At 42.2% G+C, this 25,988-nt stretch carries 18 protein-coding genes and 1 tRNA gene; 11 read left to right on the top strand and 8 right to left on the bottom strand.

Annotated elements, in window-relative coordinates; all coding sequences use genetic code 11:
* Nucleotides 1-143: 143 nt before the first annotated feature.
* Together NSTC731_RS33115 and NSTC731_RS33120 are read right to left on the bottom strand one after the other, a co-directional pair.
* The gene (locus tag NSTC731_RS33115; RefSeq protein ID WP_445628655.1) at nucleotides 144-770 is read right to left on the bottom strand and encodes a PEP-CTERM sorting domain-containing protein; all 627 of its coding nucleotides are present in this window, start codon (nucleotides 768-770) and stop codon (nucleotides 144-146) included.
* A gap of 379 nt (nucleotides 771-1,149) precedes the next feature.
* Entirely contained in the window at nucleotides 1,150-3,354 is a 2,205-nt protein-coding gene (locus tag NSTC731_RS33120; RefSeq protein ID WP_445628656.1) for a PAS domain S-box protein, read from the bottom strand.
* Nucleotides 3,355-3,618: 264 nt separating this feature from the next.
* Here NSTC731_RS33120 and NSTC731_RS33125 point away from each other — a divergent pair, with 264 nt between their 5' ends.
* The 8 genes from NSTC731_RS33125 to NSTC731_RS33160 all read left to right on the top strand — a co-directional run bounded on the left by NSTC731_RS33125 (nucleotide 3,619) and on the right by NSTC731_RS33160 (nucleotide 11,104).
* Nucleotides 3,619-4,782, top strand: coding sequence for an SDR family NAD(P)-dependent oxidoreductase (locus NSTC731_RS33125; protein ID WP_445628657.1), 1,164 nt, complete (start codon nucleotides 3,619-3,621; stop codon nucleotides 4,780-4,782).
* A gap of 5 nt (nucleotides 4,783-4,787) precedes the next feature.
* Nucleotides 4,788-4,859: transfer RNA gene (locus tag NSTC731_RS33130), tRNA-OTHER, on the top strand.
* Nucleotides 4,860-5,308: 449 nt separating this feature from the next.
* Complete coding sequence (locus tag NSTC731_RS33135; protein ID WP_445628658.1) at nucleotides 5,309-6,652, top strand: adenylosuccinate synthase; 1,344 nt, start codon at nucleotides 5,309-5,311, stop codon at nucleotides 6,650-6,652.
* 207 nt (nucleotides 6,653-6,859) lie between these two features.
* A complete protein-coding gene (locus NSTC731_RS33140) occupies nucleotides 6,860-7,477 on the top strand; it encodes a 50S ribosomal protein L25/general stress protein Ctc (protein ID WP_445628659.1) in 618 nt (205 codons plus the stop codon).
* 74 nt (nucleotides 7,478-7,551) lie between these two features.
* A complete protein-coding gene (locus NSTC731_RS33145) occupies nucleotides 7,552-9,081 on the top strand; it encodes a bifunctional aminoglycoside phosphotransferase/ATP-binding protein (protein WP_445628660.1) in 1,530 nt (509 codons plus the stop codon).
* 133 nt (nucleotides 9,082-9,214) lie between these two features.
* Nucleotides 9,215-9,721 carry a hypothetical protein gene (locus tag NSTC731_RS33150; protein ID WP_445628661.1) on the top strand — a complete coding sequence of 169 codons (507 nt, stop codon included), beginning with the start codon at nucleotides 9,215-9,217 and terminating at the stop codon, nucleotides 9,719-9,721.
* A gap of 166 nt (nucleotides 9,722-9,887) precedes the next feature.
* A complete protein-coding gene (locus NSTC731_RS33155) occupies nucleotides 9,888-10,679 on the top strand; it encodes a YdcF family protein (RefSeq protein ID WP_445628662.1) in 792 nt (263 codons plus the stop codon).
* A 203-nt stretch (nucleotides 10,680-10,882) separates the two neighbouring features.
* Entirely contained in the window at nucleotides 10,883-11,104 is a 222-nt protein-coding gene (locus NSTC731_RS33160) for a hypothetical protein (protein ID WP_445628663.1), read from the top strand.
* A gap of 5 nt (nucleotides 11,105-11,109) precedes the next feature.
* On the opposite strand, the gene NSTC731_RS33165 is transcribed toward NSTC731_RS33160, so the two are convergent.
* Complete coding sequence (locus NSTC731_RS33165) at nucleotides 11,110-11,331, bottom strand: ferredoxin-thioredoxin reductase variable chain (protein WP_445632227.1); 222 nt, start codon at nucleotides 11,329-11,331, stop codon at nucleotides 11,110-11,112.
* A 608-nt stretch (nucleotides 11,332-11,939) separates the two neighbouring features.
* On the opposite strand from NSTC731_RS33165, the gene NSTC731_RS33170 reads away from it, so the two are divergent.
* Nucleotides 11,940-15,674 carry an EAL domain-containing protein gene (locus NSTC731_RS33170; RefSeq protein ID WP_445628664.1) on the top strand — a complete coding sequence of 1,245 codons (3,735 nt, stop codon included), beginning with the start codon at nucleotides 11,940-11,942 and terminating at the stop codon, nucleotides 15,672-15,674.
* Between the two features lie 802 nt (nucleotides 15,675-16,476).
* Here NSTC731_RS33170 and NSTC731_RS33175 read toward each other — a convergent pair.
* Nucleotides 16,477-17,007 (bottom strand): hypothetical protein, encoded by a 531-nt coding sequence (locus tag NSTC731_RS33175; RefSeq protein WP_445628665.1) that lies wholly within the window; start codon nucleotides 17,005-17,007, stop codon nucleotides 16,477-16,479.
* Between the two features lie 86 nt (nucleotides 17,008-17,093).
* The gene (locus NSTC731_RS33180) at nucleotides 17,094-17,699 is read right to left on the bottom strand and encodes a DedA family protein (protein ID WP_322711889.1); all 606 of its coding nucleotides are present in this window, start codon (nucleotides 17,697-17,699) and stop codon (nucleotides 17,094-17,096) included.
* 469 nt (nucleotides 17,700-18,168) lie between these two features.
* Between NSTC731_RS33180 and NSTC731_RS33185 the strand changes: the two genes are divergently transcribed.
* Both NSTC731_RS33185 and NSTC731_RS33190 read left to right on the top strand, forming a co-directional pair.
* Entirely contained in the window at nucleotides 18,169-19,482 is a 1,314-nt protein-coding gene (locus NSTC731_RS33185; protein WP_445632228.1) for a cytochrome P450, read from the top strand.
* Between the two features lie 8 nt (nucleotides 19,483-19,490).
* Complete coding sequence (locus NSTC731_RS33190; RefSeq protein ID WP_445628666.1) at nucleotides 19,491-20,231, top strand: hypothetical protein; 741 nt, start codon at nucleotides 19,491-19,493, stop codon at nucleotides 20,229-20,231.
* On the opposite strand, the gene urtE is transcribed toward NSTC731_RS33190, so the two are convergent.
* From urtE to NSTC731_RS33205, 3 genes are all read right to left on the bottom strand, one after another.
* Nucleotides 20,194-20,892, bottom strand: a complete 699-nt coding sequence (gene urtE, locus NSTC731_RS33195; protein WP_445628667.1) for an urea ABC transporter ATP-binding subunit UrtE — start codon at nucleotides 20,890-20,892, stop codon at nucleotides 20,194-20,196. The genes NSTC731_RS33190 and urtE overlap by 38 nt on opposite strands.
* 645 nt (nucleotides 20,893-21,537) lie before the next feature.
* Nucleotides 21,538-24,198 carry a CHAT domain-containing protein gene (locus NSTC731_RS33200; RefSeq protein ID WP_445628668.1) on the bottom strand — a complete coding sequence of 887 codons (2,661 nt, stop codon included), beginning with the start codon at nucleotides 24,196-24,198 and terminating at the stop codon, nucleotides 21,538-21,540.
* 405 nt (nucleotides 24,199-24,603) lie between these two features.
* Entirely contained in the window at nucleotides 24,604-25,710 is a 1,107-nt protein-coding gene (locus NSTC731_RS33205; RefSeq protein WP_445628669.1) for a calcium-binding protein, read from the bottom strand.
* Between the last annotated feature and the right edge of the window lie 278 nt (nucleotides 25,711-25,988).

Genomic DNA, 25,988 nt, shown 5'->3' on the forward strand with positions numbered 1-25,988 from the left:
GTTTTATGATCGGCTGACAAATAAATAGCTCAATCAAGATTCCCACTAAACCTAATCTCATTTAGTTGTAGGAATTGTAATAATTACTACTATTGTTCCAAATAGTTGGTAAAAAATAACTTTATTAAGAAAGAATATATACCTCAGTCGCCAAAATGAGTTAAATGCTGTATTCTTAAACCTACTTTTCGCTTATACAGTAGTAAAGTTATACCACCCGTGACTAACATAGCAGATATTGAATCTGATTCAGGAATTGGTGTAATTTGACCCAAACCACTTATTGTGTTGCTAAACTGGCCAAAATCATTGACTCGACGACCGGTAGTAACTAAAAAGTATTTCTGTCCTGTAAGGAGTTCTCGGTTGAAAGTAACAGTACTACCATTAGTAGTAGTACTTGCTATAATCACATTGCTTAATTGTTCAGTAGGATTGAAACTATCCTGATATAAAGCTAAGAAAATATCCCATTTTCTATTTGCAGGTGGCGTCGGTTGAGATTCACCACTTATATTATATAAACCCGATCGATCGACCGTAAAATCAAATACACTGTAAGGTACACTCATTCCCAAATTTCCATCTTTTTCACCACTGATAAGAGTGGGAGGATTCCCTGGTGCTACACGCCGCCAAATCGGTTCGTTTGTTGTATCTCCCTGATAAGTCAAGGTAGCAGCTTTAGAAGGTTGAGCGGTAGAAACAGTAACTAATGCTAACCCCAGAATAACCATTAATGGTTTTTGAAAAAACTTTCTTTCTAACATAAATTATCTCTTGATATTTTCTAACATTTCATCATTTTTAACAGCCCATAAGTAAGAAAAAAATTACTTTCTCATTTTTGGTAAGCTAAAACACATATTTATTGCATAGTGAAGGAGTGAGTTTTATTGACTGCTGACAGTTGACAGTCAAGAGTTAACACTCAACAGCCAACACGACCATATATGATTTAAAAAGTGTGAAACAGCTTAAATAATGCTTAAACAGTTTCGATCTGAGCGTTTAAACTTATGAATTATTCAACAGTATTGATTGCGTATGCTTTTATACAAGTTGGTGTTTTCAACTGAAACTATCATACCAACTAAGTTGGATAAAATCAATTCAACTACGTAATTAAACGCTGACTTTATCAAAACTTTAAGTAAAAAGTTTTTTATCTGATTCCAATTGTTGAGACAGCGAATGTGTGTCTTTGAATGTTGAGGCAGGTAAGTACACTGTGAATTGAGTACCTCTGCCTAATTGACTGTAAACATTGACAAAACCACCGTAATTCTTAATAATACCCAATGCCGTAGAAAGTCCTAAACCTGTACCTTTGCCTACCTCTTTGGTAGTGAAAAATGGTTCAAAAATTCTTTGCTGGACTTCTGACGACATCCCTATACCAGTATCCGTCACCACGATCGCAATATAAGAACCAACTTTCGCATCAATATTTATCTGGGTAGAATGTTCGCCAATCACCAGATTTTCCGCCGCAATCCGAAGAATACCGCCATTGGGCATAGCATCGCGGGCATTGATTACTAAGTTTATCAATACCTGATGTAGTTGAGTTATATCTCCACGAACGTACCAGAGATTTTTAGGGATATCTATTTGGCAAATAATGGATTTAGGGAATGTTTGAGCGATAATTTGCTCAATCTCTGCCATCAAAGGCTGAATTTCCACAATTGTCCGTTTATCTTCAATACCGCGTGCAAAAGATAACACTTGTTTAAGCAAATTAGCGCCGCGTTTGACATTATTTTCTAAAGTTTGCAATATTTGCTGACTCTGCGGATCGGGCAATTTCTTCTGCAATAGTTGAACTGACATTAAAATTGGCGATAGTATATTGTTGAGGTCGTGAGCGATACCGCCAGCTAGAGTGCCGATACTCTCCAAACGTTGCGATCGCAGAAGTTGAGCTTCTAGTTGTTTCTGTTGCGTAATCTCAGTATTCGCACTCAAAATAGATTTGGGTTGTCCATTCTCATCTGGTATTAGTGTCCACCGACTTTCAACAATAATTACTTTGCCTTCCCTTGTCAGTTGATGCAACTCACCCCGCCACTCACCTGTATTCATCACCCTCAAGTAAGCATCTTCTAGCTGTGGTGAAATCTCTTTATATAAAAGTTGTAAAACATTCTTACCCACAACTTCCTCAGCCTTCCAGCCGTATAGACTCTGGGCACCTTTATTCCAGAATAGGATTTGGTTGTGGATATTTCGTACTAAAATTGCATCAGTTGATACATCTAACAGCGCCGCTTGCTCGCGAATTTTCTGTTCTGCCTGTTTCTGCTGGGTGATATCTCGCGTCAGTGCCAAATGGATGAACGTGCCATCAGATTCGTTACGTAGTGGTACGGCATGAGTTGCTATGTAGCGGCGAGTGCCTTTACATCCTACTATTTCAAACTCCAAAGTCCCTTTATTACCTTGGCAGACACTTTCATGCAAGTCGGCAAAGGCGGCTCTATACTCTGGTACAATTAGCGCATCAACTGGTTTACCAATCAAGATATCAGCACTTTCCACTTCCATCATTGCCAGCCCTTCTGCATTAATTTCTAAAAGGGTGCCATCTCTGGCAATTAGCTGGATGCATTCTGGTTCTGCATCTATCATGGCGCGTAAACGATTTTCGCTTTGACGTAGGGCCAGTTCTGTCTGCTGAAGTTGCCTGAGATAACGCCACAACAAATCATATAGCAACGCCACCAACACCAAATCCACAATTGCAGCGATAAAAAATGTCACTATCGCCTTTTGGGAATTTGCTTGTGACTGCTGCATTTCCTGCTGTAATAAATTTTTCTCTGCCTTCAAAGAGTCGTTAATCAGTTGTTGAATCTCTTTGCCAATTTGTTTGTCATTATCAGATAATATTTGCTGCCGAACTGCTTCTAATCCCTGGTTTTTTCTGAGGTAAATTTCTTGTTGCAAAATGTTGAGTCTGTTGGTAACTTTCGGCTCTAGCAAAGCAATCCACTGCTGCTTTTGACGGTTATTAGCAGTTAGTTTTTTGAAATTATGAATATTGCTATTTATTTGTTGAGCAGCTGCAAGATAAGTTTGGAAATCATCTGCATCTGCTGTAATTAAATAACTACGTTGTGCAGTTTCAGTATCTTTGAGTGTAGATTGGATACTTTCAATTTGGCTAATAACTTTATAAGAGTATGTTAGCCATTGTTGGTTGTGAATTAACTTCACAGTGTTACTATACGAAACTACAGCATTAGTAAATACAACTGCCAATGCTAAGATGAATATTGCTTTCAGCTTTTGGACTCGATACCATTTTTTGATCGTGCGATCGCCCTTTCTGCCGCAGATGCCTTTCATCAGTTAAGATTAAATATTAAAAACAAATACTGAGAAGATTTTAAAGATTTTGATAACACGGGTAGCAAAATACAATCTCTTAAAGTTGTAAATATCTGAATTTTTGGGAATGATGATTTATACATAATAGTTACAAATAAATCAGCTAGTTTTTAATATAAATTCATTTTTACAGTAATATGGGCAATGCAGTTTAGATGGAATATAGCCATTTTCAACCCAGTGAGCTACAGGTATGCAAGGCAATAATACCAAAAATGACTAATGACCAAACTACCACGTTGCATTGTCTGCAAGACAACTTTTTTACAAGGTCATAGTTTTTACACTGGACTCTGTATTGAGTGTGGAAATCTTAACTTCAGCAAGCGTCAACAAACTGCTGATTTACGGGGTACAATTGCCATTGTCACAGGAGCCAGGGTAAAGATTGGTTATGGCGTAGCATTGAGACTGTTGCGAAATGGTGCAACTGCGATCGCAACAAGCCGTTTTCCTCATGATGCGGCAAAAAGGTACGCAACAGAGCCAGATTTTCTAGAATGGCAACATCGTTTGCAAATTTACGGACTCGATTTGCGCCATCTCCACAGTGTTGAGCAATTTACCCAACACGTTTGCAAGTTTTATCCGCGACTCGACATTATTATCAATAATGCAGCACAAACAGTACGTCGTCCGCCTGCGTTTTATCGTCATTTAATTGAGTTTGAATCACTACCTTTCGGGGAACTACCGCCAGAAATACAGGTGTTAGTCAGCCATAATCATGGAGTGAAGGCTGAGAATCCAACACTATTAGGTAATACAGAAGAAAAAGCCACATTTACCGAAAATTCTGCTTTCCTCTCCCAAATTCCTTTAATTCCCGTAGACAGCGTAGATAATTCGGCTTTCCCTTTAGGAGGGTATACCGATGATGGACAACAACTTGACTTACGTCCCTTTAATAGCTGGCTGATGAAGGATGATGAAGTCAGTATTTTAGAATTATTGGAAGTGCATATAATTAATGCGATCGCTCCATTTGTGATTAACAGTAGACTCAAGCAATTAATGAGCAACTCCAAAGAAACTAATAAATACATTATTAATGTTTCTTCAATGGAGGGGCGATTTAACGATGTTGACAAACCCTGGCGACATCCCCACACCAATATGGCAAAGGCTGCTCTCAATCAAATGACCCGTACCTGTGCCAAAGAATACGCTAAACATCGTATTTTTATGAATGCAGTAGACCCTGGATGGATTAGCTTTCAACATCCCTATCATCAAGCAAAATCCATGCAAGAACGTGGTGTTTATCCTCCCTTTGATGTCAATGATGCGGTTGCACGCATTTGTGACCCAATTTATCTAGGAATTAACCAAGGTAAAACACCTTTTGCTAAATTATTTAAGGATTATAGAGAAATAGATTGGTAATTTCTGGCAGTGTAGCTTAATGGTAGAGCGTTCGCCGTTCAAAGCGGAAGGCAACCGTTCGATTCGGTTCTCTGCCCCAGCAACGTAGTTCAAACAGTAGAATTCCTTGGAGTACACCAGGAGATACGGGTGCAATTCCCGTCGTTGCCTTTTAATCAAAACTCTCAAATCTAAAATTACGTGAATTCGACAAGCCCTTTTTTGACCTCTCCCCCAACCTGACTTTTCACGGTATCTGAAAAACCTCTCTTCTATTTCTTATTTCTCTCTCCTAAAAGGCTACGGTGTACACACAAGTGTTGGTGCAGTGAGTGTATCTATCCCGCCTCGGAATAAATTCCAAGTCTCATAACCAAAGGCTTCTTTTAGAGGACTAAACTAAATTTCTTGTTTAGTCCTCTAAAAGAAGCCTTTAACTATCAGCCCGGAACTTTAGTTCCGGGCGGGATATTTTGATTATTGACATGATTCACGCAATATGTTAATAATAATAGTTTGTGGAAACTTTACTTCTTAATATAAGCTCTTGGCTAACGTCATTGTCATAGGTGCCCAATGGGGCGATGAAGGAAAAGGTAAAATAACTGACTTACTCAGCCGTTCCGCAGATGTTGTGGTGCGTTACCAAGGGGGTGTCAATGCTGGACACACGATTGTAGTTAAAGGTCAGACCTTTAAACTGCATTTGATTCCCTCTGGGATTTTGTATCCAAATACCGATTGCATTATCGGCTGTGGAACAGTGATCGACCCACAGATTTTGATCGCAGAACTCGACCAACTAAAAGAATTAAATATTTCCACTGACCACCTGCTGATATCTGAGACAGCCCACGTAACGATGCCTTATCATCGATTGATTGACCAGGCATCTGAAGAACGACGGGGAAGCTATAAGATCGGCACAACAGGTCGGGGTATTGGGCCGACTTATGCTGACAAATCTGAACGGACAGGGATTCGGGTTTTAGACTTGATGGACCCGGATGGGTTGCGCGAGCAGCTGGAATGGACGATCAATTATAAAAACGTCATTTTAGAAAAGCTTTACAACTTGCCGCCTCTAGATCCACAAGAGGTGATCGAGCAGTATTTGGGGTATGCAGAACGCTTGCGGCCTTACGTTGTTGATACATCGTTGAAAATATCCGATGCGATTCAAAGACGGCGCAATATTTTGTTTGAAGGCGCACAAGGTACGCTCCTAGACTTAGATCATGGAACTTATCCCTATGTTACCTCCTCTAACCCAGTGGCGGGTGGGGCTTGCGTTGGTACTGGGGTAGGACCGACAATGATTGACCGGGTAATTGGGGTGTCGAAAGCCTATACAACTCGTGTGGGAGAGGGGCCATTTCCCACCGAATTAGATGGAAAATTGGGAGAATTATTGTGTGATCGCGGTGCGGAATTTGGCACAACCACCGGACGCAAACGGCGCTGTGGCTGGTTTGATGCAGTCATCGGTCGCTATGCCGTGCGGATTAACGGCATGGATTGTATGGCGCTGACCAAACTAGATGTTCTTGATGAATTAGAAGAAATCAAAGTTTGTGTCGCTTATGACATAGATGGCGATCGCAGCGAACACTTCCCCACCAGTTCTCGTCAATTTGCTAGATGTCGTCCCATCTACAAAACCTTGCCAGGGTGGAAAGTGTCAACAACTCACTGTCGCACCCTAGAAGACTTGCCACAAGCAGCATTGGATTATCTGAAATTCTTAGCCGAATTGATGGAAGTTCCGATCGCGATCGTCTCATTAGGAGCCAGCCGCGATCAAACCATAATCGTAGAAGACCCAATCCACGGGCCCAAACGCGCTTTATTGCACCCCGACGGTACACCTGCTACCCTACTTAGTGCTTAGTTAAGAGTGAGGAGTTAAGAGTGAAGAGTTAGGAGTTAAAAGTGAACAGTTAAGAGTTAAGAGTGAAGAGTGAAAAATGAGTAATTAAATCAAAACTCCAAACTCCAAACTCCAAACTCCTAACTCCAAACTCCAAACTCCAAACTCCAAACTCCAAACTCCTAACTCCTAACTCTAATTCACAACTAACTCTAATTAACAACTTCTATGGCTATTACAGTCGAATCTCAAAAACGTCCAGAAGGCAGCAAGCCAAAAGCTTTGCGCCGTGCAGGATTGATACCTGCCAATTTGTATGGTCATAAGGGTACAGAATCCATTTCTTTGACCATTGAAGCTAAAACTGTTGAGCGTTTGCTCAAAAGAGCTTCCGTCAACAACACCTTGATTGAGTTGAATATTGCTGATGCACCTTGGCGCGGTAAAACCTTGCTGCGGGAACTTCAGATCCATCCAGCCAAAGGTACGCCTTATCACCTCAGCTTTTTCGCGGTTGCTGGCCACGGCGACACCACTGTAGAAGTACCGCTGCGTTATGTGGGAACTGCTGTTGGTGTTAAACAGGAAGGGGGTTTTTTAGACACTGTTATCACTGAATTGCAAGTCACCTGTGCGCCAGAAAACATCCCGGAAATAATTGAAATTGATGTCTCTAACCTGCAACTCGGAGACAGCTTGCGTGTTCACGAACTGGTCTTGCCTCAAGGTGTCACAGTTCTTGGCGATCCGGAGCGAGTTGTAGTTAGCGTCTCGCAGCCGCAAATCAGTGCTGCTGCTGAGGATGAAGCTGAGTCAGAGAGTGAAACAACCTCTGAAGCTACGTAAGTGTGTAATAATTTTTGATGATAGCCAGGGGGAAACTCCTGGTTTTTTTGTATTTGAACCCGCAGAGCAAAGAGATGACAGAAGTAACTCTCCCAGCTTTAATTGAGCAAATGTTGCAGCCGGGATTTTATCCTCATAAGGTAACAGAACCTATTCAACTAGTTCAAACCCACGCTTCTTATGTGCTGTTAACTGGGGATTACGTCTATAAACTGAAAAAACCTGTGAATTTTGGCTTTTTGGATTTTTCTACCTTAGATAAGCGGCAGCATTTTTGTCAGGAAGAGTTACGGTTAAATCAGCGCGGTGCTGGTGAATTATATTTAGAAGTTTTGCCCATAACTTTGGTTGGGGAGCAATACCAGTTAGGGGGAACGAGCGAGGCTGTAGAATATGCGCTGAAGATGCGTCAGTTTCCTCAAGAGTCGCTACTAAGTATCCTTTTTGAAGAAGGTAAGTTAAATGAGACACTTCTAAATGAGTTGGGACGAGTGGTTGCTCAATATCATGCCCAAGCACAAACGAATGATTACATTCGTACTTTTGGGGAAGTGGCAAATATCCGGGCTGCCTTTGATGAGAATTATCAGCAAACTGAGAAGTATATTGGTGGTCCCCAGACTCAGGCGCAATTTACAGAAACAAAGCAATATACAGATAAATTTTTTGCCGAACGTCCAGAATTATTTGCTAGCAGAATTCACAACGGTTATATTCGTGAATGTCATGGGGATTTACACCTGAGAAATATTGCTCTGTGGCACGATAAAATCTTGTTGTTCGATTGCATTGAATTTAATGAGTCGTTTCGCTTTGTTGATGTGATGTACGATGTGGCGTTCACTGTGATGGATTTGGAAGCTGGCCAGCGTCAAGACTTGGGTAATGCGTTTTTGAATACCTATACAGAGCAAACTGGAGACTGGGAAGGCTTACAGGTGTTGCCCTTGTATTTAAGCCGTCAGGCTTATGTCCGGGCAAAGGTGACATCATTTTTACTAGACGATCTGAGTGTATCCGCGACGGTAAAGGAAGAAGCGACAAAAACCGCCACTGATTATTACAAACAAGCTTGGGAATACACTAAACCCAAGCAGGGACAACTAATTTTGATGTCGGGGTTGTCGGGTTCTGGTAAAAGTACCACAGCAAGGTCTTTAGCCCGTCAACAGGGAGCGATTCACCTGCGTTCTGATGCGGTGCGGAAACATCTAGGGGGAATTCCGTTGTGGGAACGGGGTGGCAATGATTTGTATACACCAGAGATGACCGAGAAAACTTACACACGACTGTTAGAATTGGGAATTATCCTGGCTAAACAAGGTTTTTCGGTAATTTTAGATGCCAAGTATGATAAACAGCAGTTACGCCAAGAAGCGATCGCACAAGCTACAACACATCAACTTCCCCTTCAGATTATCCAATGCACAGCACCACTTGAAGTTCTAAAAGAGCGTTTGAACAATCGCACTGGTGATATTGCTGATGCTACCGCCGATTTATTAGCCTCACAAATCAAACAAGCTGAACCTTTCACTGAAGAGGAACAACCTTATGTAAAGATTTGGGATACAACTCAACCACAACAGGCACAATTAAAATAATTTGTAATTCGTAATTCGTAATTCGTAATTGAATCGAAAATTAGGAATTACGTTAGCGAGTCAGACGCTCCTACGTCGCTAAGGCTTTGCTATCGAGCGTCATTAGTAATTTGTTAAATAAGTTTTTTATTTTATGGCAGACAAAAAGAACGACTTATTCAGTATTTCTCCCAGCTTCTTTTCTCAACTATTATTTGGGGCATTTTTAACATTTATATTAATAATGACCGGCTCCGCACCAGCCCTAAGCATCTTCTTAGGAATCATGGGGGGTTTCATCTTAAGCTGGATCGCAAATTTAACTGATAATAGCCCCCAAGCTCCAGCTGTTGCCTCCTCTGATGGTGTTGATGCAGGACTGAAATACTGGTTATTTTTCATGCTGGGTTTTGTATATTTAGGCTATCCAGCACCTATGAGTATCTTGCTCGGTGGATTAGGTGCTTTAGCTGGAGGCTGGATTACTGCTTGGTGGGGAAGTAAGGAAGATACTAGAACTCAGTTACAAGTTGAAGAATCAGAAGAGGTTGAAGTTGAACCAACCAATCAAAGGATCAACAAACGGCAAATCAGAAGAGCCGGTCGCCGTTACCGTCGCGCTCCTGGAAGTACTTTCAATTACAAGTTTTGGGAAAGGTAGGGAATGGTGACTGGGAGCAGGGGAGCAGGGGAACAGGGAGACAAGGAGGACAAGGAGGACAAGGAGGACAAGGAGGAATTATTGAATAACGTTTCTTCCTTGTTTACCCCCTCTTCCTTGTCTCGCTACTCCCTTTCTTCTTCACTATTCCCTATGCCCTAATAATATGTTTTTATATCTATCCAAATTACTGCCACTATTTTTTTATCCACTAGGATTAGCCTGTGTAAGCTTGGTAGTAGCATTAGTGACTTTGTGGAAACGACCGCGGACTGCGGCGATCGCAATTGCTTTTTCCCTAATTTTATTGCTATTTTGTAGCAATGCTTGGATCGCTAAATCATTAGTGCGATCGCTAGAATGGCAAAATCTTCCACCCGCCCAAATACCTAATGCAGATGCAATTGTGGTTTTGGGTGGCGCAACAAAATCAGCTTTTCCCCCAAGACCTACTGTCGATTTAAGTGAAGCAGGCGATCGCGTCATCTATGCCGCACAACTGTATCGCCAAAAAAAAGCGCCTATAATTATTCTCAGTGGGGGACGCATTGATTGGCGGGGAAGTGGTTCGCCAGAGTCGGCAGATATGGCCACAATCCTTACATCTATTGGTATTCCATCTGAGGCGATTGTCCAAGAACCTGACTCTCTCAATACTTATCAAAATGCTGTAAATGTCCAAAAAATTTTGTCAGCTCGTGGCATTCGTCAAGTATTATTAGTAACTTCAGCAATGCATATGCCGCGATCGCTTCAGATTTTCCAGCGTCAAGGAATCAATGCTATTCCTGCACCTACTGACTTTTTAGTTAGTGAGGGTGAGTTGCAAGAACTCGGTAGTACTCCCAAAGCCGCTATACTAAATTTATTACCTGATACTGATAACTTACACCAATTTACCATCGCTTTCAAAGAGTATATTGGTTCTTTAGTTTATCGCTTACGCGGTTGGCTTTAATTAAAGTTAGGAGTTGTTAGAAAGTTATGAGTTATGAGTTATGAATTATAAGTTATGAGTTATGAATTGTTAATTATGAAATATAGTAAATTCCCTAAACTTTTAACCTCAAACTCCCAACTCCCAACTCCTAACTCCTAACTCCTAACTCTCAACTACCAACTCCTAACTCCCAACTCCTAACTCCTAACTTTATTAACTTTATGTCAAAAAATTTACCTTATATTATTCCAGTTGCTCAACCCCAAGTTGAGGAAGCTTTTGCCTCTTACCAAACAACCCATGAGTTTTACCACGAAGTTCGATCGCGAGCGGAATTTCAGCGTTATTGTGATTGGTATTATACAACAGCAGAACAAAACCGCCAAGAGCTTAAAAGAATGCGCGGCGAACTGAATATTTTCCAGTGGTTTCGCCGCAGATAAGTGCTTTAGATGACTTCTAACTCATTTTCACGCAAGTGGGCTTTAAACTTTTTACCAAACTGGACTACAATCGGTAGATTAGCGCTTACTGGTCTGTCTCGCCATTGGCTGGCAATAGCTACTACATCGCCTTCTGTACCTTTGATATCAAAAGGCTGATTCCGATGTTCAGGATGATGATACACCACTACCGAATCTTTAACGCGGACGCGATCGCCAACTTTCATAACAACATTCACACCTAGCATTTTCTTTTCCACAAGTATCTGCTACAAAATATATGATTAAATCGCTTAGAATTTGATTTAATCAGCTATTTCTTGACGCTTCATCGGGGTGCAACGGCGCATTTAACCCTCTACGTCCAGGCACGTTTTAGCAATCCGCGCGTACTTTTTTCAGTTTTTTGCCACGTTAATAAGTATCGCCCCTACCTTTCGTGTTTACCCAAAAGCAGGGAAATGAAAGGAAATCAGGCGACATCAGATGTGCTTAGTGCTTTGACAGATATCTAACTCTTTTATCTTGACTCTAGGATGTTCCCCAGGTCAACTCTCTTAAGAATTTTAGTGTATGGCAGATGCTTTGCGATCGCGATGTCTACGAAGGGCTAAACCTACGCTCGTTTGTATGCAATCAAATTGAAATTGTAATAAAAAATACATGTATTTTCTGTAATTTAGTTGGTAGGAATAGCACTATTATCGCTACAAGGTGCGCCGCTTATGCTAAATTAACAACGATACTACGACGCAAAGCTACCCAACGCTGAAGGTATTTGGGTAATATAATTAACTGCTATTTCAATAAAACAACTTGTGTTTGAGACAACGTGATGCTGGAATTTTGGAAAAGCCTTCTTGCTTATAAGCAGTTTATTCCCCACGGTCATTGCTATCTTTGGAAACCAGAATTAGTAGGGTTGCATATTTTATCCGATAGTTTAATTGCACTTGCTTATTATTCCATTCCCATTACGCTATTTTATCTTGTCCGCAAGCGCCAAGATTTGCCCTTCAACTGGATATTTCTGCTATTTGCAATATTTATTGTTACTTGTGGCACTACCCACCTGATGAATATTTGGACGCTCTGGTATCCAACTTATTGGTTGAGTGGTTGTATTAAAGCGATTACAGCCGTAGTTTCACTGTACACAGCTTCTGAACTTATACCTTTAATACCAAAAGCACTTGCTTTCCCCAGTTCTGCACAACTGGAGGCAGCCAATCAAGAACTAGAGCAGGAAATTAGCGAACACAAACAGGCAGAACTCGCGCTACAAGAGCGGGAAGCTATGTTACGGCGAATTGGCGATAATTTGCCTAATGGAGCAATTTATAAGGTAATCCGCGAAGTGGATGGCAGCGATCGCTTTTCTTATATCAGCGCGGGGATTGAAAAACTGATGGAAGTCAGTGCAGAAGATGCACTCAAAGATTCAAGTTTGCTATATCGTCAGTTTATCCCAGAGGATGTACCATTTTTCCAGGCAGCAGTCGATGAATCCCGGCGGAATCTCTCAGTGTTTGATATCCAAGTGCGAATCCAAACGCCTAGCGGTCTGCTTAAATGGTTCCATTTTCGTTCTACACCACGCCAATTGCAAGATGGAAGAGTGCTTTGGGATGGGCTGGTGGTGGATGTCACCGACCTCAAACGTGCTGAAGAAACACTACGCAAGAGTGAAGCCTTATTAGAAGAATCTCAGCAAGTTGCTCGTCTCGGTAATTGGGAGTTTGATATTGCCACTGGCAAAATTACCTGGTCAAAGCAGCTTTTTACCCTCTTTAATCGAGATCCGGCACTTCTTGAGCCGAACTACCAAGAAAATCTGCAATTATATTACCCAGAAGATGCAGGAAAATTAGCCCAAGCAATTGAACAGGCAATTTCAACTGGCGAATCCTACAAACTCATTTTGCGTGCGTCTCAAACTGACGGCTCTACAATTTATATTGAGGGGATTGGACATACACAACTTAATGCGGATGGAGAAGTAATTCGCCTTTATGGAACTGCCCAAGATGTTACAGAACGACAAGCCGCACTCAATAAACGCCAAAAAGCCGAGGAAGAACTCCGACGCAGTGAAACGCTGCTAGCTACTGCTCAAAAGATCGCTCATCTAGGCAGTTGGGAATGGTACTTAGAGTCTCAAAAACAAATTTGGTCAGCCGAAACCTTCCGCATCTTCGGTTTAAATCCTACTGAATCAGTACCGACACAGGCTACATTTCTCCAGACGGTTTACCCAGAAGACCGACCAGTGTTGCAGAGGCATCTAGTAAAGGCGATCGCCAATAAAACCCCTTTCAATCTTGAATATCGCATTGTCCGACCTGATGGCTTATTACGCTACCTGGAGTTAAGAATAGAAGTAGCTTATGATACTCAAGGCAAGACTATTAGACTGTATGGAGCTATTTTAGACATTACAGATCGCAAACAGGCAGAAATTGCTCTGAAACAAAGCGAGATTCGCTATCGTGCCATTGTCGAAGATCAGACTGAACTCATTGCCCGATATTTACCAGACGGTACACTCACCTTTGTCAACCAAGCTTATGCAGTTTATTTTGGGCGATCGCCAGAGGAATTTATCGGCAGCCGCTATCAACCGGCTATCTTTGAGGAAGATCGGCAGCGAGTTGCTCAATTAGTCGCTTCAATTAGTGTTGATAATCCTGTAGTCATCATTGAGAATCGCGTGATTGTGGCAAATGAGGTGCGTTGGACTCAGTGGCATAACCGAATGCTATTTGACGAGGAAGGATGTTTTATCGAATTTCAATCGGTGGGACGCGATATCACAGCCCTCAAGCAAATCGAAGAAACACTTTTTCAAGAAAAAGAATTAGCTCAGGTGACGTTGCAATCCATCGGAGATGCAGTTATAACCACAGATGCTTTTAGCAGGATTCAATACCTCAATCCGGTTGCAGAATCTCTGATTGGATGTACCGAAGCATTGGCACAAGGGTTGCCCTTAGTAGAAGTCTTTAGAATTGTGCATGAAATTACACGCGAGTCAGTTCCGAACCCAATTGAGCAAGCGTTAGAGGAAAATCGAATTGTCAGTTTAGCAAACCATACCGTCTTAATTGCTCAAAACGATCGAGAGATTGCGATTCAAGATTCAGCCGCGCCCATTCGCAATCGTGAGGGACAAGTTATTGGCGCAGTTATGGTGTTTCATGACGTGACTCAGAACCGCAAGCTTTCGCGTCAGCTATCCTGGCAGGCCAGCCATGATGCCTTAAGCGGATTGGTGAATCGCCAGGAATTTGAGCGACGGGTTGAACAAGCATTGTGCCTTGCCAAATCAGACTACCAGGTTCATGCGTTGTGCTATTTGGATCTCGATCGCTTCAAAATTGTCAATGATACCTGTGGTCATTTGGCTGGAGATGAATTACTGCGTCAAATTTCTGCCCTATTACAGGAGAAGATTCGGAAAACTGACACATTGGCAAGGTTAGGAGGCGATGAATTCGGGGTATTGCTCAACCAGTGTACGCTGGAGCAAGCTTTACGAGTTGCCAACGATCTGCGTGAGTGTGTTCAAGAGTTCCGGTTTGTTTGGCAACAGCAGGCATTCTCAATTGGAGTCAGTATCGGCTTAGTTAGTATCGATACAAATAGCGAGAGCCTTGCAGAGATTATCAGCACGGCTGACGCAGCTTGCTACACCGCGAAGAACCGAGGGCGCAATCGCGTCTATGTTGCTCGGACTGACGACCAGGAGCGAGTGCAACAGCGCGGGGAGATGCAGTGGGTCAACCGCATTTCTCAAGCCTTGAAAAGTGATTCGTTTTGTCTCTATGTTCAAAGGATTGCCGCGTTAGCGAAGCTCACCGTTGGCGTTCGCGTTAGCGTCTCTGAAAGAGAAGCCTCTCGTAGAGAAGGTATCGCCCCGGTAGCCGAAAACAGCGACCATTATGAAGTGCTGCTACGGCTCCAAGATGAGCAGGGAAATTTAGTGCAGCCGATGGCGTTTATTCCAGCAGCAGAACGCTACAACTTGATGCACCTGATCGATCGCTGGGTGATTGTGACTATGTTCAAGAATTGGTCAAGGTTCGTTGGCGATGAGCAAAGCATCTATGCAATTAACCTTTCTGGCTCTAGCATCAATGACGATCAGTTCATTAATTTCCTGTATGAGCAGTTTACCTTATACCCTATCTCACCCCAGCGCATCTGCTTTGAGATTACCGAGACTGTAGCGATCGCTAACCTAATCAAAGCCAGAGAGTTCATTCAGTCACTTCAACGGATGGGCTGTCGCTTCGCCTTGGACGATTTTGGGGTGGGGATGTCGTCGTTTGCCTATCTCAAGTCTCTGCCTGTGGATTACCTCAAAATTGACGGCAGCTTTATTCGTAACATTATCGAGAATCCTGTGGATAATGCGATCGTGACAGCAATCACGCAGATTGCTAGCGTGATGGGTATTCAGACGATTGCTGAGTTTGTCGAGAATGACGCGATTTTAGAGCGAATTACGGCACTTGGAATTGATTACGCACAGGGATATGGCATTGCAATACCTTACCCATTGGGCTAGCTCCCAATACTGCTCGGTTAAAGATTTCTAACTTGGAATTGGATTTGGGAAAAGGTTAAAGGGTAAAGGTTAAAGGGGAAAGGTTAAAGGGGAAAGGGAAAATAACAAACCCTTTCCCCTTTCCCCCGCCTTTATCCCGATTTATGCAATAAGTCTAATGTACAAGTAGTTCTTGTCAAGATTGCAATATTCCTCACCAACATTGGAATATTTCTCACCAACATTGCAATATTTCTCCCAAACATTGCAATATTCCTCACCAACATTGGAATATTTCTCACCAACATTGCAATATTCCTCATCAACATTGCAATATTCCTCACCAACATTGCAATATTCCTCACTAATATTAACGTGAGTTCGACAGACCTCTCCCGGACAGCCTCCCTCTCCTAAAAGGCGCTACGGTGTACACACAAACCTTGGATTTACCCCCCTTAGTCCCCCCGATATATTGGGGGGAAACAGAAATCTTGCTCCCTCCCCAATACATACGGGGAGGGTTGGGGTGGGGTAAATCCGTGATTTCTCAGCTATTTCAGAGTTGTGTGTACACTAGACCTCTTGGCATTTGTGCTTTTTGTAAGAGGGGGAAAAGGGGAAAGGGTAAGGGAAAAAGGTTCTGCAAAAGTCCCTTTCCCCTTTAACCTTTACCCTTTCCCCCAGAGAGAACCCCACCTTCCCCTTTTCCCGACTTAATCTAGCAAAGCTTGCGAATTTCCTGTAAAAGAAGCTGGTTCTTTTAGTTCTTCTGCGGCGATCGCACTTCTTTAGTAAAAATGGCTAATTCTGCGATTAATCCCTAGCTCACGTCATTTGATTGTACTTCCCAATGAAACAGCCGCGGCAATTGAGATACATCTATGGCGTAATTAATAATCCACATTACTAATTCAAAAATCAATAAATATCGTACCCACTGCAACTCGCTTGTCGAATCCAAAAGTGTCAAACCCTCATACAACTGCCAAAAGCGGTAAGGAAGATATATATAAGGAACCATTACCCAGACGACATTTTGCAACTTCCTAAGCGTCACACTTTCAGAGATGATTTGCAGCCCTAAGACGATAAAATACCAAGCAAGCACAGTTAAGACTGTGCGATCGCCCCACCATACACCCCACAATAACATAACCACTAATGGCGGCACTATCCCTAGCAGTTGCACCGAGCCAAACCAGATTTTATACCAACTGGGAAATGGTAAAGGTAAAGTATAAGGCTTTGCGTTTTTCCATCCCCAGTTCACAACCACAATAAAAAGTGTGGCAAAAAAGAAAAAGAGGAGATTTTCTAGGAACAGATAGAGGTTGATGTTTAAGGAAGCCATGAGAGTATTATCAAACTCTGATATTTGTGTGTCAAGTCGCTTTGCTCAAATTCGTAATTATATCTACACAAAATCCCAAAGATATTTCAACTTTTGTTTGCTCTATTTTCTTGTACCAAATGAATAATCGATGGTACTAAAGAAATGACTATAATTAATCCAATAATCGGTAACAAATACTTATCTACCTGTTCAGCTGGCAGAGATTTTCCTAAGAAAAACCCTAATAGGGTAATGCCAAATGTCCAAATAAAGCCACCAATTAAGTTGTAAGACATAAATGTGCGATAATGCATTGCACCAATCCCAGCCACGATGGGCGCGAAAGTGCGTACAATGGGTAAAAATCGTGCCAAAACAATCGTTTTTTTACCGTGCTGTTCATAAAAGTTCTGAGTTTTCACAAGATGTTTTTTATGAAACAGCCATGAATCTTCTTTCTGAAATAGTCTTCTGCCAAATTTATGCCCAGTAAAATAGCCAACATTGTCACCTAAGACCGCACAAATAAAAGCACCAAAAATCAGAACCCAAATGTTCAATAAATTCTGAGATGCGACAAATCCAGCGGTGAACAATAAGCTATCCCCAGGCAGAAAAAAACCAATTAACAAGCCAGATTCAGCAAAGACAATCGCCCAGACCCCAAAATAGCCAAGTGATTTAATCAGTTGTGGCAAATCCAGATGCATAGAATTTTGACTTTTCTTTCAATAGATCCACAACATCCTAACGTTCAGCAATTTTATTGAATAAAAAGTAATATTAAATTTCTGTAAATTTATTATGTAATCTGAAGAAATGTAATGACAGATGACAGGTTTTGAGTTATAGGTGCAAGATACAAAGACATTTGAAAGTATAGCAAAAGCCTGAGTGATTAGGACATCAACAGATGATAAAACTTAGATACAAAAAGACTTTTCACCCAGTCCCCAGTCCCTAGTAGTTCGCTCTCGTAAACGCAAGCGGAGTAAAGGGTAAGGGGTAAAGGGACTCATGTTTTAATTTTTTCCCCAATCCCCAGTCCCCAGTCCCCAGTCCCCAGTCCCCAGTCCCCAGTCCCTTACTTTTTCGGGTGCTGCGATGCCTACGGCGAGCTTTGCTAACGCCGCAGAGCGGGAATATCGTGTTAACTTTTTCATAGCTACCCTTAGAGATATGAAAAGTCATCAAATTCCTCCTGGAAGCTTTGGTATACCTGTATTAGGTGAAACACCCTCCTTTGTTTTCGACCGCGATTTTGCTAAAAAGCGCTATCGCCAGTATGGGCCCATCTTCAAAACTCATCTTCTTGGCAGACCGACTGTAGTGATGGTCGGGCCGGAAGCATTGGAGTTGGTTTTGTCAAGCCAAATGGAGAATTTTTCTTGGCGCGAGGGATGGCCTGATAATTTCAAGACATTACTGGGTGAATCACTTTTTCTGCAAGATGGAGAAGAACACCGCAGAAACCGTCGCTTGATGATGCCAGCATTGCATGGCCCAGCATTGGCGAATTATCTCTCCACAATGGAAGATATTACACGTAGTTATCTGCAAAAGTGGGAGAAGCAGCAGGAATTTACTTGGTTTCCAGAATTTAAACAGCTGACATTTGATATTGCTAGTCAATTGTTGTTGGGTACGCGTCCTGGGCCTGAATGCGTGCGCCTGAGCGAGTTGTTTACAACCTTGACCAATGGGCTGTTTGCTATTAACCCGTTGCCCTTACCATTTACTACATTTGGTAAAGCTATAGCCGCTCGTAATCAGATTTTAGAACATCTAACTCAAGTTGTCAGAGAACGCCAGCAAAACCCAACAAAAGATACCATCAGCTTGTTAATCCAAGCTAGAGATGAAGATGGTAATAGCCTCAGCGAAAAAGAACTCATTGCCCAAGCGGTGCTGTTACTATTTGCTGGACATGAAACTACTACTTCGATGCTGACTTGGTTGTGTGTAGAGTTAGCCCGTCATCCAGAAGTACTCGAAAAAGCAAAAGCTGAACAATTGCAACTTGCAAGTAAAGGTAATTTGGATTTAGAACAATTAGGGAAAATGCCTTATTTAGAGCAGGTTTTGTGGGAAGTTGAAAGATTACATCAACCTGTCGGAGGCGGGTTTCGTGGTGTGATTAAAGACTTTGAGTTTAAAGGTTATCACGTTCCTGCTGGTTGGCAGTTATACTATTCAATTGGAGTTACTCACCGAATTGAAGAAATTTATTCTGAACCAGACCGATTTGAACCAGACCGTTTCAGTCCCCAGCGCCAAGAAAATAAAAAGTATCCTTTTAGTTTAGTTGGTTTTGGCGGTGGCCCGCGCATTTGTATTGGCCTAGCCTTTGCCAAAATGGAAATGAAGATTGTTGCTGCTCATCTTCTACGCAATTATCATTGGGAGATATTACCCAATCAAAGTTTAGAGGAAGTTGTAGTTCCTACTAATCGCCCGAAAGATGGATTGCGGGTTAGATTTCAACCTCGGTAAAATGTTTTATGACATCCCAAATAAACATACATTTGCCTAACGAAGTTTTACAACGCTTGCAAAGTGTGAAAGATTTTGTGGGCGGGAGCGTTAACTCTCTAAGTAACTCAGCGCAACAAGCTGGTGAGTCTTTGAAGACAACAGCCACTACCACAACTGATAGAGCAATTGATACAGTTACAACAAGTTTAGAGCAAACTTGGCAAACAGCAGAGCAATTTAAAAATACCACATCGGGAGCAGTTAAAGATGCGATCGCATCTTCTGTAAGTGATTGGTTGACACAACACCCGATATTTTTTCGGTTAGTTCAAATACTAGGTTGGGGAGCTAATCACCCAATTATTAGTGTAGTAATTTTGCTGTTTGCACTTGCTCTACTTTGGAGCATCATCAGAGCAATTGTCCGCTTAATTGAGACAGCTAGTTGGTCAATACTCCAAGTTCCGTTAAAATTGCTTCAGGTTTTGTTTCAAGTTAGCTTTCTATCCTTAACTAAAGTTGGGAGTTTTGCTGTTCAAAGAATCGCAGGTGCTAAAAAAGCTGATAATTTACCAGCTTTATTACCTGAAAGTTTTCAACCAAATAAACAACAACGATTAGCAGAAATTTCTAGTCGTTTGGCAGCAATTCAAAAGGAACAACATGAGCTTTTACAAGAAGCGGCAGACTTGATTGCTGCCGACACAATTGATATGGAAGTATCAAAAATTAAACAGCTAAAAAGCGCTGAATCACATCTTGGCTGAGTTCGGTGGTGGAACCGGAGGCGACAATACCACCTTTTTGCATAGCGTAATAGTAATCAGCCTGACGGACAAAGTGTAAATGTTGCTCTACTAATAACACCGAAATACCTGTGGTTTCGACGATGCGCCGGACTGCGGCTTCAATTTCTAAGATGATGGAGGGTTGAATACCTTCAGTGGGTTCATCTAAAACGAGTAATTGAGGCTCTCCCATTAAAGCACGTGCGATCGCTAATTGTTGCTGCTGTCCTCCACTTAAATCACCACCCATCCGCGAAAGCATACTTTTTAACACCGGAAATAAACTAAAAACTTCCTCAGAAATTTCTGCTTTTTTGACTGGTTTGCGTCTAGCTTCCAACCCCAGCAGTAGATTTTCTTTAACTGTCAACCGAGGGATAATCTCTCGTCCTTGGGGAACATAACCAATTCCCAACTTTGCCCTTTGGTCTGGGGATTTGGAGTTGATTAATTCTTCAGCTAAATTAATAGTACCGCTGCGGGGTTTGAGTAAACCCATGATAGTTTTTAGTAGGGTAGTTTTTCCGACACCATTGCGTCCAATTAGGCAAACCATTTGCCCAGATGGTACGCTCAAATCTACGTTGCGGAGAATATGGCTTTCGCCGTAATAAACGTTAAGGTTAGAAATTTTGAGCATATAAAGAACTTTTAACTGTTTAGTTTTGATGTCAGAATTCAGCACCCAGGAGTCGGGGCAGGGGGCAGGGGAGCAGGGGGCAGGGGGCAGGGGGCAGGGGAGCAGGGAGCAGGGAGCAGGGGGCAGGGAGCAGGGAGCAGGGAGCAGGGGGCAGGGGGCAGGGAGCAGGGAGCAGGGAGCAGGGAGCAGGGGGCAGGGGGCAGGGGGCAGGGAGCAGGGAGCAGGGAGCAGGGGGCAGGGGGAAAGAGGGTTTCCTGATTTTTGCACAGATGCGGGAATTATATAGCTGTGGTTACATAGGTTAGGACATAAGGATGGGGTGAATGCTAGAGTTAGCAATAGTTTTACCTCCTGTCTTCTGCCTCCTGCTATAACTATTTAGGCAGACATGATATCAGGAGTCAGAACAAAAGGGCAACCTCTAGAAACTTCAATAAATGATACCAATTTGAAAAATGATTGCGACAGATGGGAAACTGAAACACTTATCCAATGGATGTTTCACAATCCAAAATCGTTCGACTGAGCGACTTGCCTTGAGTTTCGACTGCGCGGTAATCGAGCGAAGTCGAGATTCAACTACCGCGAAGTCGAAAGGAGCCGAAGTCTAAAATCTAAAATCCAAAATGGTATGAGTAGAATTTGTCAAAGCCAGTTACCAACTAAAACATAAGGTGCCCAGTAGCCAGGACGACTGTAATTGGGATAATCTTTTAACAACTTTACTTGGGCACGACGCAAGGCTTCAGCCTTTGTCACCTCATTTTTAACTAACTCACGATAAAATTCCCCAATTAATATAGCAGTAGATTTATCGCTGATATGCCATAGTGAAGCCAAGGTACTACGAGCGCCAGCTTTCACGGATGCTCCTGCTAGCCCTAACGTGGCGCGATTGTCACCAGTAGCAGTTTGGCAAGCACTTAACACCAGCATTTCCAAGGCTTCGGAGCGAGTTTGATCTCGACGGCGCAGTAGGCTATCAAATTGCGTGACGTTGATCGGCCCATCATTTGCAAGTATAAAAGTATTCTCAACACTGGAGCTAAATTGACCGTGGGTTGCCAGATGTAACACATTAAATGGCACAGTATTTACCTTACTCTCCAGGTTTTTGCTGTTGAAATCTCGATTTAGTAACTGGGTGGTAGACGCGATCGCTTGGGAAATAGAGTCGAATTCTGATTTAATTTCTGGTAGCGGTGGAAATTGCTGTTTAAAGCCTTGTGGTGGTTGCACTAACCCGGCAGCTAGTACATTGAGTTTTGTTTGTGTCAAGGGTTTGAGTGCGAGTAACTGGAGTCCCAAGCTGAGTGTTACGGCGTATTTTTCTACCAGATATTGCTGACCGTCATACAATATAGCCATTGGTATATTTCGCAATATGCCATCCAGTACAAATACAAGGGTTTTGACGCCACGATCTTTTAAATCTGACTCAATTTCTTTGATTAACCACCCATAGACTTCTTGTGATAGCGCCTGCACTTCCTCAGTCCGATCGGGTTCTAATAGATACTCTCTAAGTTGTTTGATAGTACCTTCTACCTCATTTTGTGACTTATTTACTGTATAATTACGCAGTGGGTGTTTAGGAATTTTGACAATCACTTGCAGTTGATCGGGCAGAATAATTGGATAAATAATTGCGGCTGTGGGATTATCTTTATCTACCACTGTGTCAAGCAAAACAGTTTTGGCATTAATGCAAGCTTCCCGAAAAAAGTCGTCTAATTCCGCTAGTTGCAGTGATTCAATCCTTTGTCTAGCTTTGTCTAGGATTGGTTCGCTCGGATGAGTTTGCTGAAACTGCAACAATAATTCTACGGACTCTCGATATACAGGTTCTACACTTTCTTTAAAGGAAAACTGGACATCTCGATTTACAACTACTAAGTCACTACGGAGAGTCTGCAACTCAGCGATCGCAGTATCATAGCTGGCAATAGCGCCCTCAATCTCTCTTTGCTGTTTTAACAAGCGTCCTAACTGCCAATGCCATCGATAAGCGATATCTGGGGCGTTGATTGTTTGGGCGATGTTCAATGCCTGTTGAGTGAGGTTCTGGGCTATTGACCATTGTTTAGTTTGCTCGTATACACTGCCCAAAGTCCCAAGGGCAAAGCTCTCGGCTCGTTTATCTGCTAAATTTTCAGCTTGTTGCAGGGCCCTGGCGCAGATTTTAGCGATCGCTTCGGGTGTAGTTCCGAATTTCATCAAGCTTTGAGCTAGATTAATCTGCGCATAAATAGTTGTCACAGAAGCAGGTAGTTGTGCCAGTTGAGTTTGAATTTGCGGCAATAGTGTCTGTACTGCGGCTGTTTGTCCCGCGTTCACTAGTAAATTCAACTGATTAACTTGAGCCTGAACTTTGCTAATCGGGTTAGGAGCGATCGCAGCAGCTTGCTGATAAAACTGTATTGCACCCTTCAAATCTTGCTGTACTTGTGCCGTGTTCCCTAAACTGAATAAAGCCGCGCTGACATCCTGGGGAGAATCCAATTTTTGAGCAATTGACAAACTTTGCTGTAATACCTGACGAGATTGATTCAAATCTCCTGCTAATTGCAGAGCATTCCCAAAAGACCGTAATTCTACTGCTTTACTGACGGAATTAGGTTTTGATTGTAACTCCTGCTGCAATTGAGTCAAGATCGTCAAAGCCCGACGGTAAAATCCCATAACTTGCCATGCTTGTGCTTGATTGATGCGATCGCGGATAATGCCATTGCGATCGCCTAATTGCTTATAGCTAACTTCCGCACGTTGCCAGGTGTTGAGTGCCTGTTCAGCTTGTCCTAAGTCGAGTTGAATACTACCTTGAATATCTAGGATTGGAGCCAAAACCTGAAGATTTTGGGAATTAGAGGATTTTTCGAGCAACTTCAAGCTATCTGTAATTGCCTGTTGCGCTGGTGGCAAATTACCCAGTTTTTGATATGCTAACGCCAAATTACTTAATGCTACAGCTTGCTGCAATTCATTGCCTTGGCTGCCAAAACTTTTAACTGCTTGTTGTAAAACTTTAACCGCTTCTGCAAATTGTCCTGCCTCATACAGCACTTTCCCCTGTTGCAGCAAGTCTTGTGTTTGTGCAGTCGGATTTTGGATTGACACTCCAATTGCGATATGTTGTGTCTCTAAAGTTGCAGCAACCGGAAAAGCAGTAACGCACAAAAAAGCTGTCACCACAACCAAGAGGATGAAAACAGGTAAGTTATGGTTTTTAAAGGGACGAATGAACCATCTGTTGCATCCGTTATATATCTGTTGCCACTGATTATTTTTATAACTCTTGAGTTTCATCGTAATTCCTCCCTTGAATCTTGGGCAACGAATTATTGACCACAAGATATGGCAGAGGGAATAAAAGAATTTTGCCCAGATTCAGCTACAAGCATAATATCACCGTTACCATCAACAATCCATCCTTGAGCCTCCACAATCTAATTAACCTGAGTTCGGGATCGGAAAAAGGACAGGTAGTAAGCTGAAAATAACAATAAATCCAGTAACCTGTCCTATAGACTTCTTGGCATTTGTAGGGAAAAAGAGCGGGGGGAAGGATAAAGGGGAAGGGGTAAATGAATAGAACTTTTCCTTTCCCCTTTAACCTTTTCCCTTTAACCTTTTCTTTTTCCCAACTCTTGCAAAAGTGTTTTTTGCAAGAGGTCTAATGTAACTCTTACTCCTGGTAACATTAGTCCTGTTTTAAACCAAAACGATGTCAAGACTGGGAATAAATCCGCTCCCTAAGTTGGGTTGGAGAGAGGCAAATTGAACCGATGCGATCGCATCAAATGGAGATTTATCAAAAGACAAAGCACCTGTGCTGTTGTTATAACTAAACTGACTGGTAGAACTAGCACCAAATCCAAGTTTAGAAATCTGAATTTTATCTCCTTCAAAGTACTTAAAGTCTGCAATGTAATCAAGTCCATCAGACAGAGAGTCGAAGACAAATGTATCGGCTCCACTTCCTCCTACAAGGTAATCGTAATCTTTACGGCCATTTAAAATATCATTGCCATCGCCTCCGTAGAGAGAGTCATTGCCTTCCCCGCCATTGAGCAAATCATTGCCACTCTCGCCGAAAAGAATATCGTTATCACCCTGACCGAAGAGAAAATCATTGTCACTACCGCCATAGATAGTATCTCTGCCGGTGCCTCCCAAAAGAGAGTCATTGCCACTGCCACCATTTAGATAGTCATCGAAAGCTCCTGCATTCAAGGTATCGTTGCCACCATTGCCGTATAGGGTATCAGTGGTGTTGTTGAAGACAAAATTATCGACGCTGTTACTGCCATTGAAGGAAATTTTTTCGATATTAGTGTAGGAAAAGCTGTAGGCGTCGGTGACGTTCGAGTAGTCGGCTACGAGTAAATCGACTCCGTTACCGCCATCTATATAATCATTCACTCCAGACCCAGGATTGAGGGTATCGTTGCCATCGCCTCCGTAGAGAGAGTCACTCCCACTGCCGCCATTAAGATAGTCATCAAAAGCCCCAGCATCTAAGATATCATTACCACCATTACCGTATAGGGTATCAGTGGTGTTGTTGAAGGTAAAATTATCAACTCCGTTACCACCTTTGAAGTAAATTTTTTCGATGTTATTGAAAGAAAAGCTGTAGGGACTGCTGACATTAGAGTAGTCAGCTACGAGTAAATCAATCCCCGTGCCGCCATCAATATAATCATTAAGTCCAGATCCAGGATTAAGGGTATCGTTTCCTCCAAACCCAAAGATACTATCAGTAAAAATACTACCGATAATATTGTCATTTCCGTTAGTTCCACTGTAGGTTGGCATTTTAATTATTCCTCTGAGTAGTAAAAGTAAAAGGTTTTAGTTTTTTGGTTTCAATAAGGTCTATCTGGGGTGATATTTCATCACAATCAGACGCAATTGGAAGTCCGGTTTTAGCTCAACTTTATCGGTTTTGTTAGTAACAAGATACCTGCAACAAACCGCTAAATAGGGTCTACGCTATCCCTGAAACCTTTAAGGGAAGGTAGTTTTACTTAAAAAGTATTTGCCCAAAAGCTAGGCTTTTTGCTGAATAAAGTTGAGCTAAGTGAATCTCCCTG

The organism is Nostoc sp. DSM 114167, from assembly GCF_052692655.1.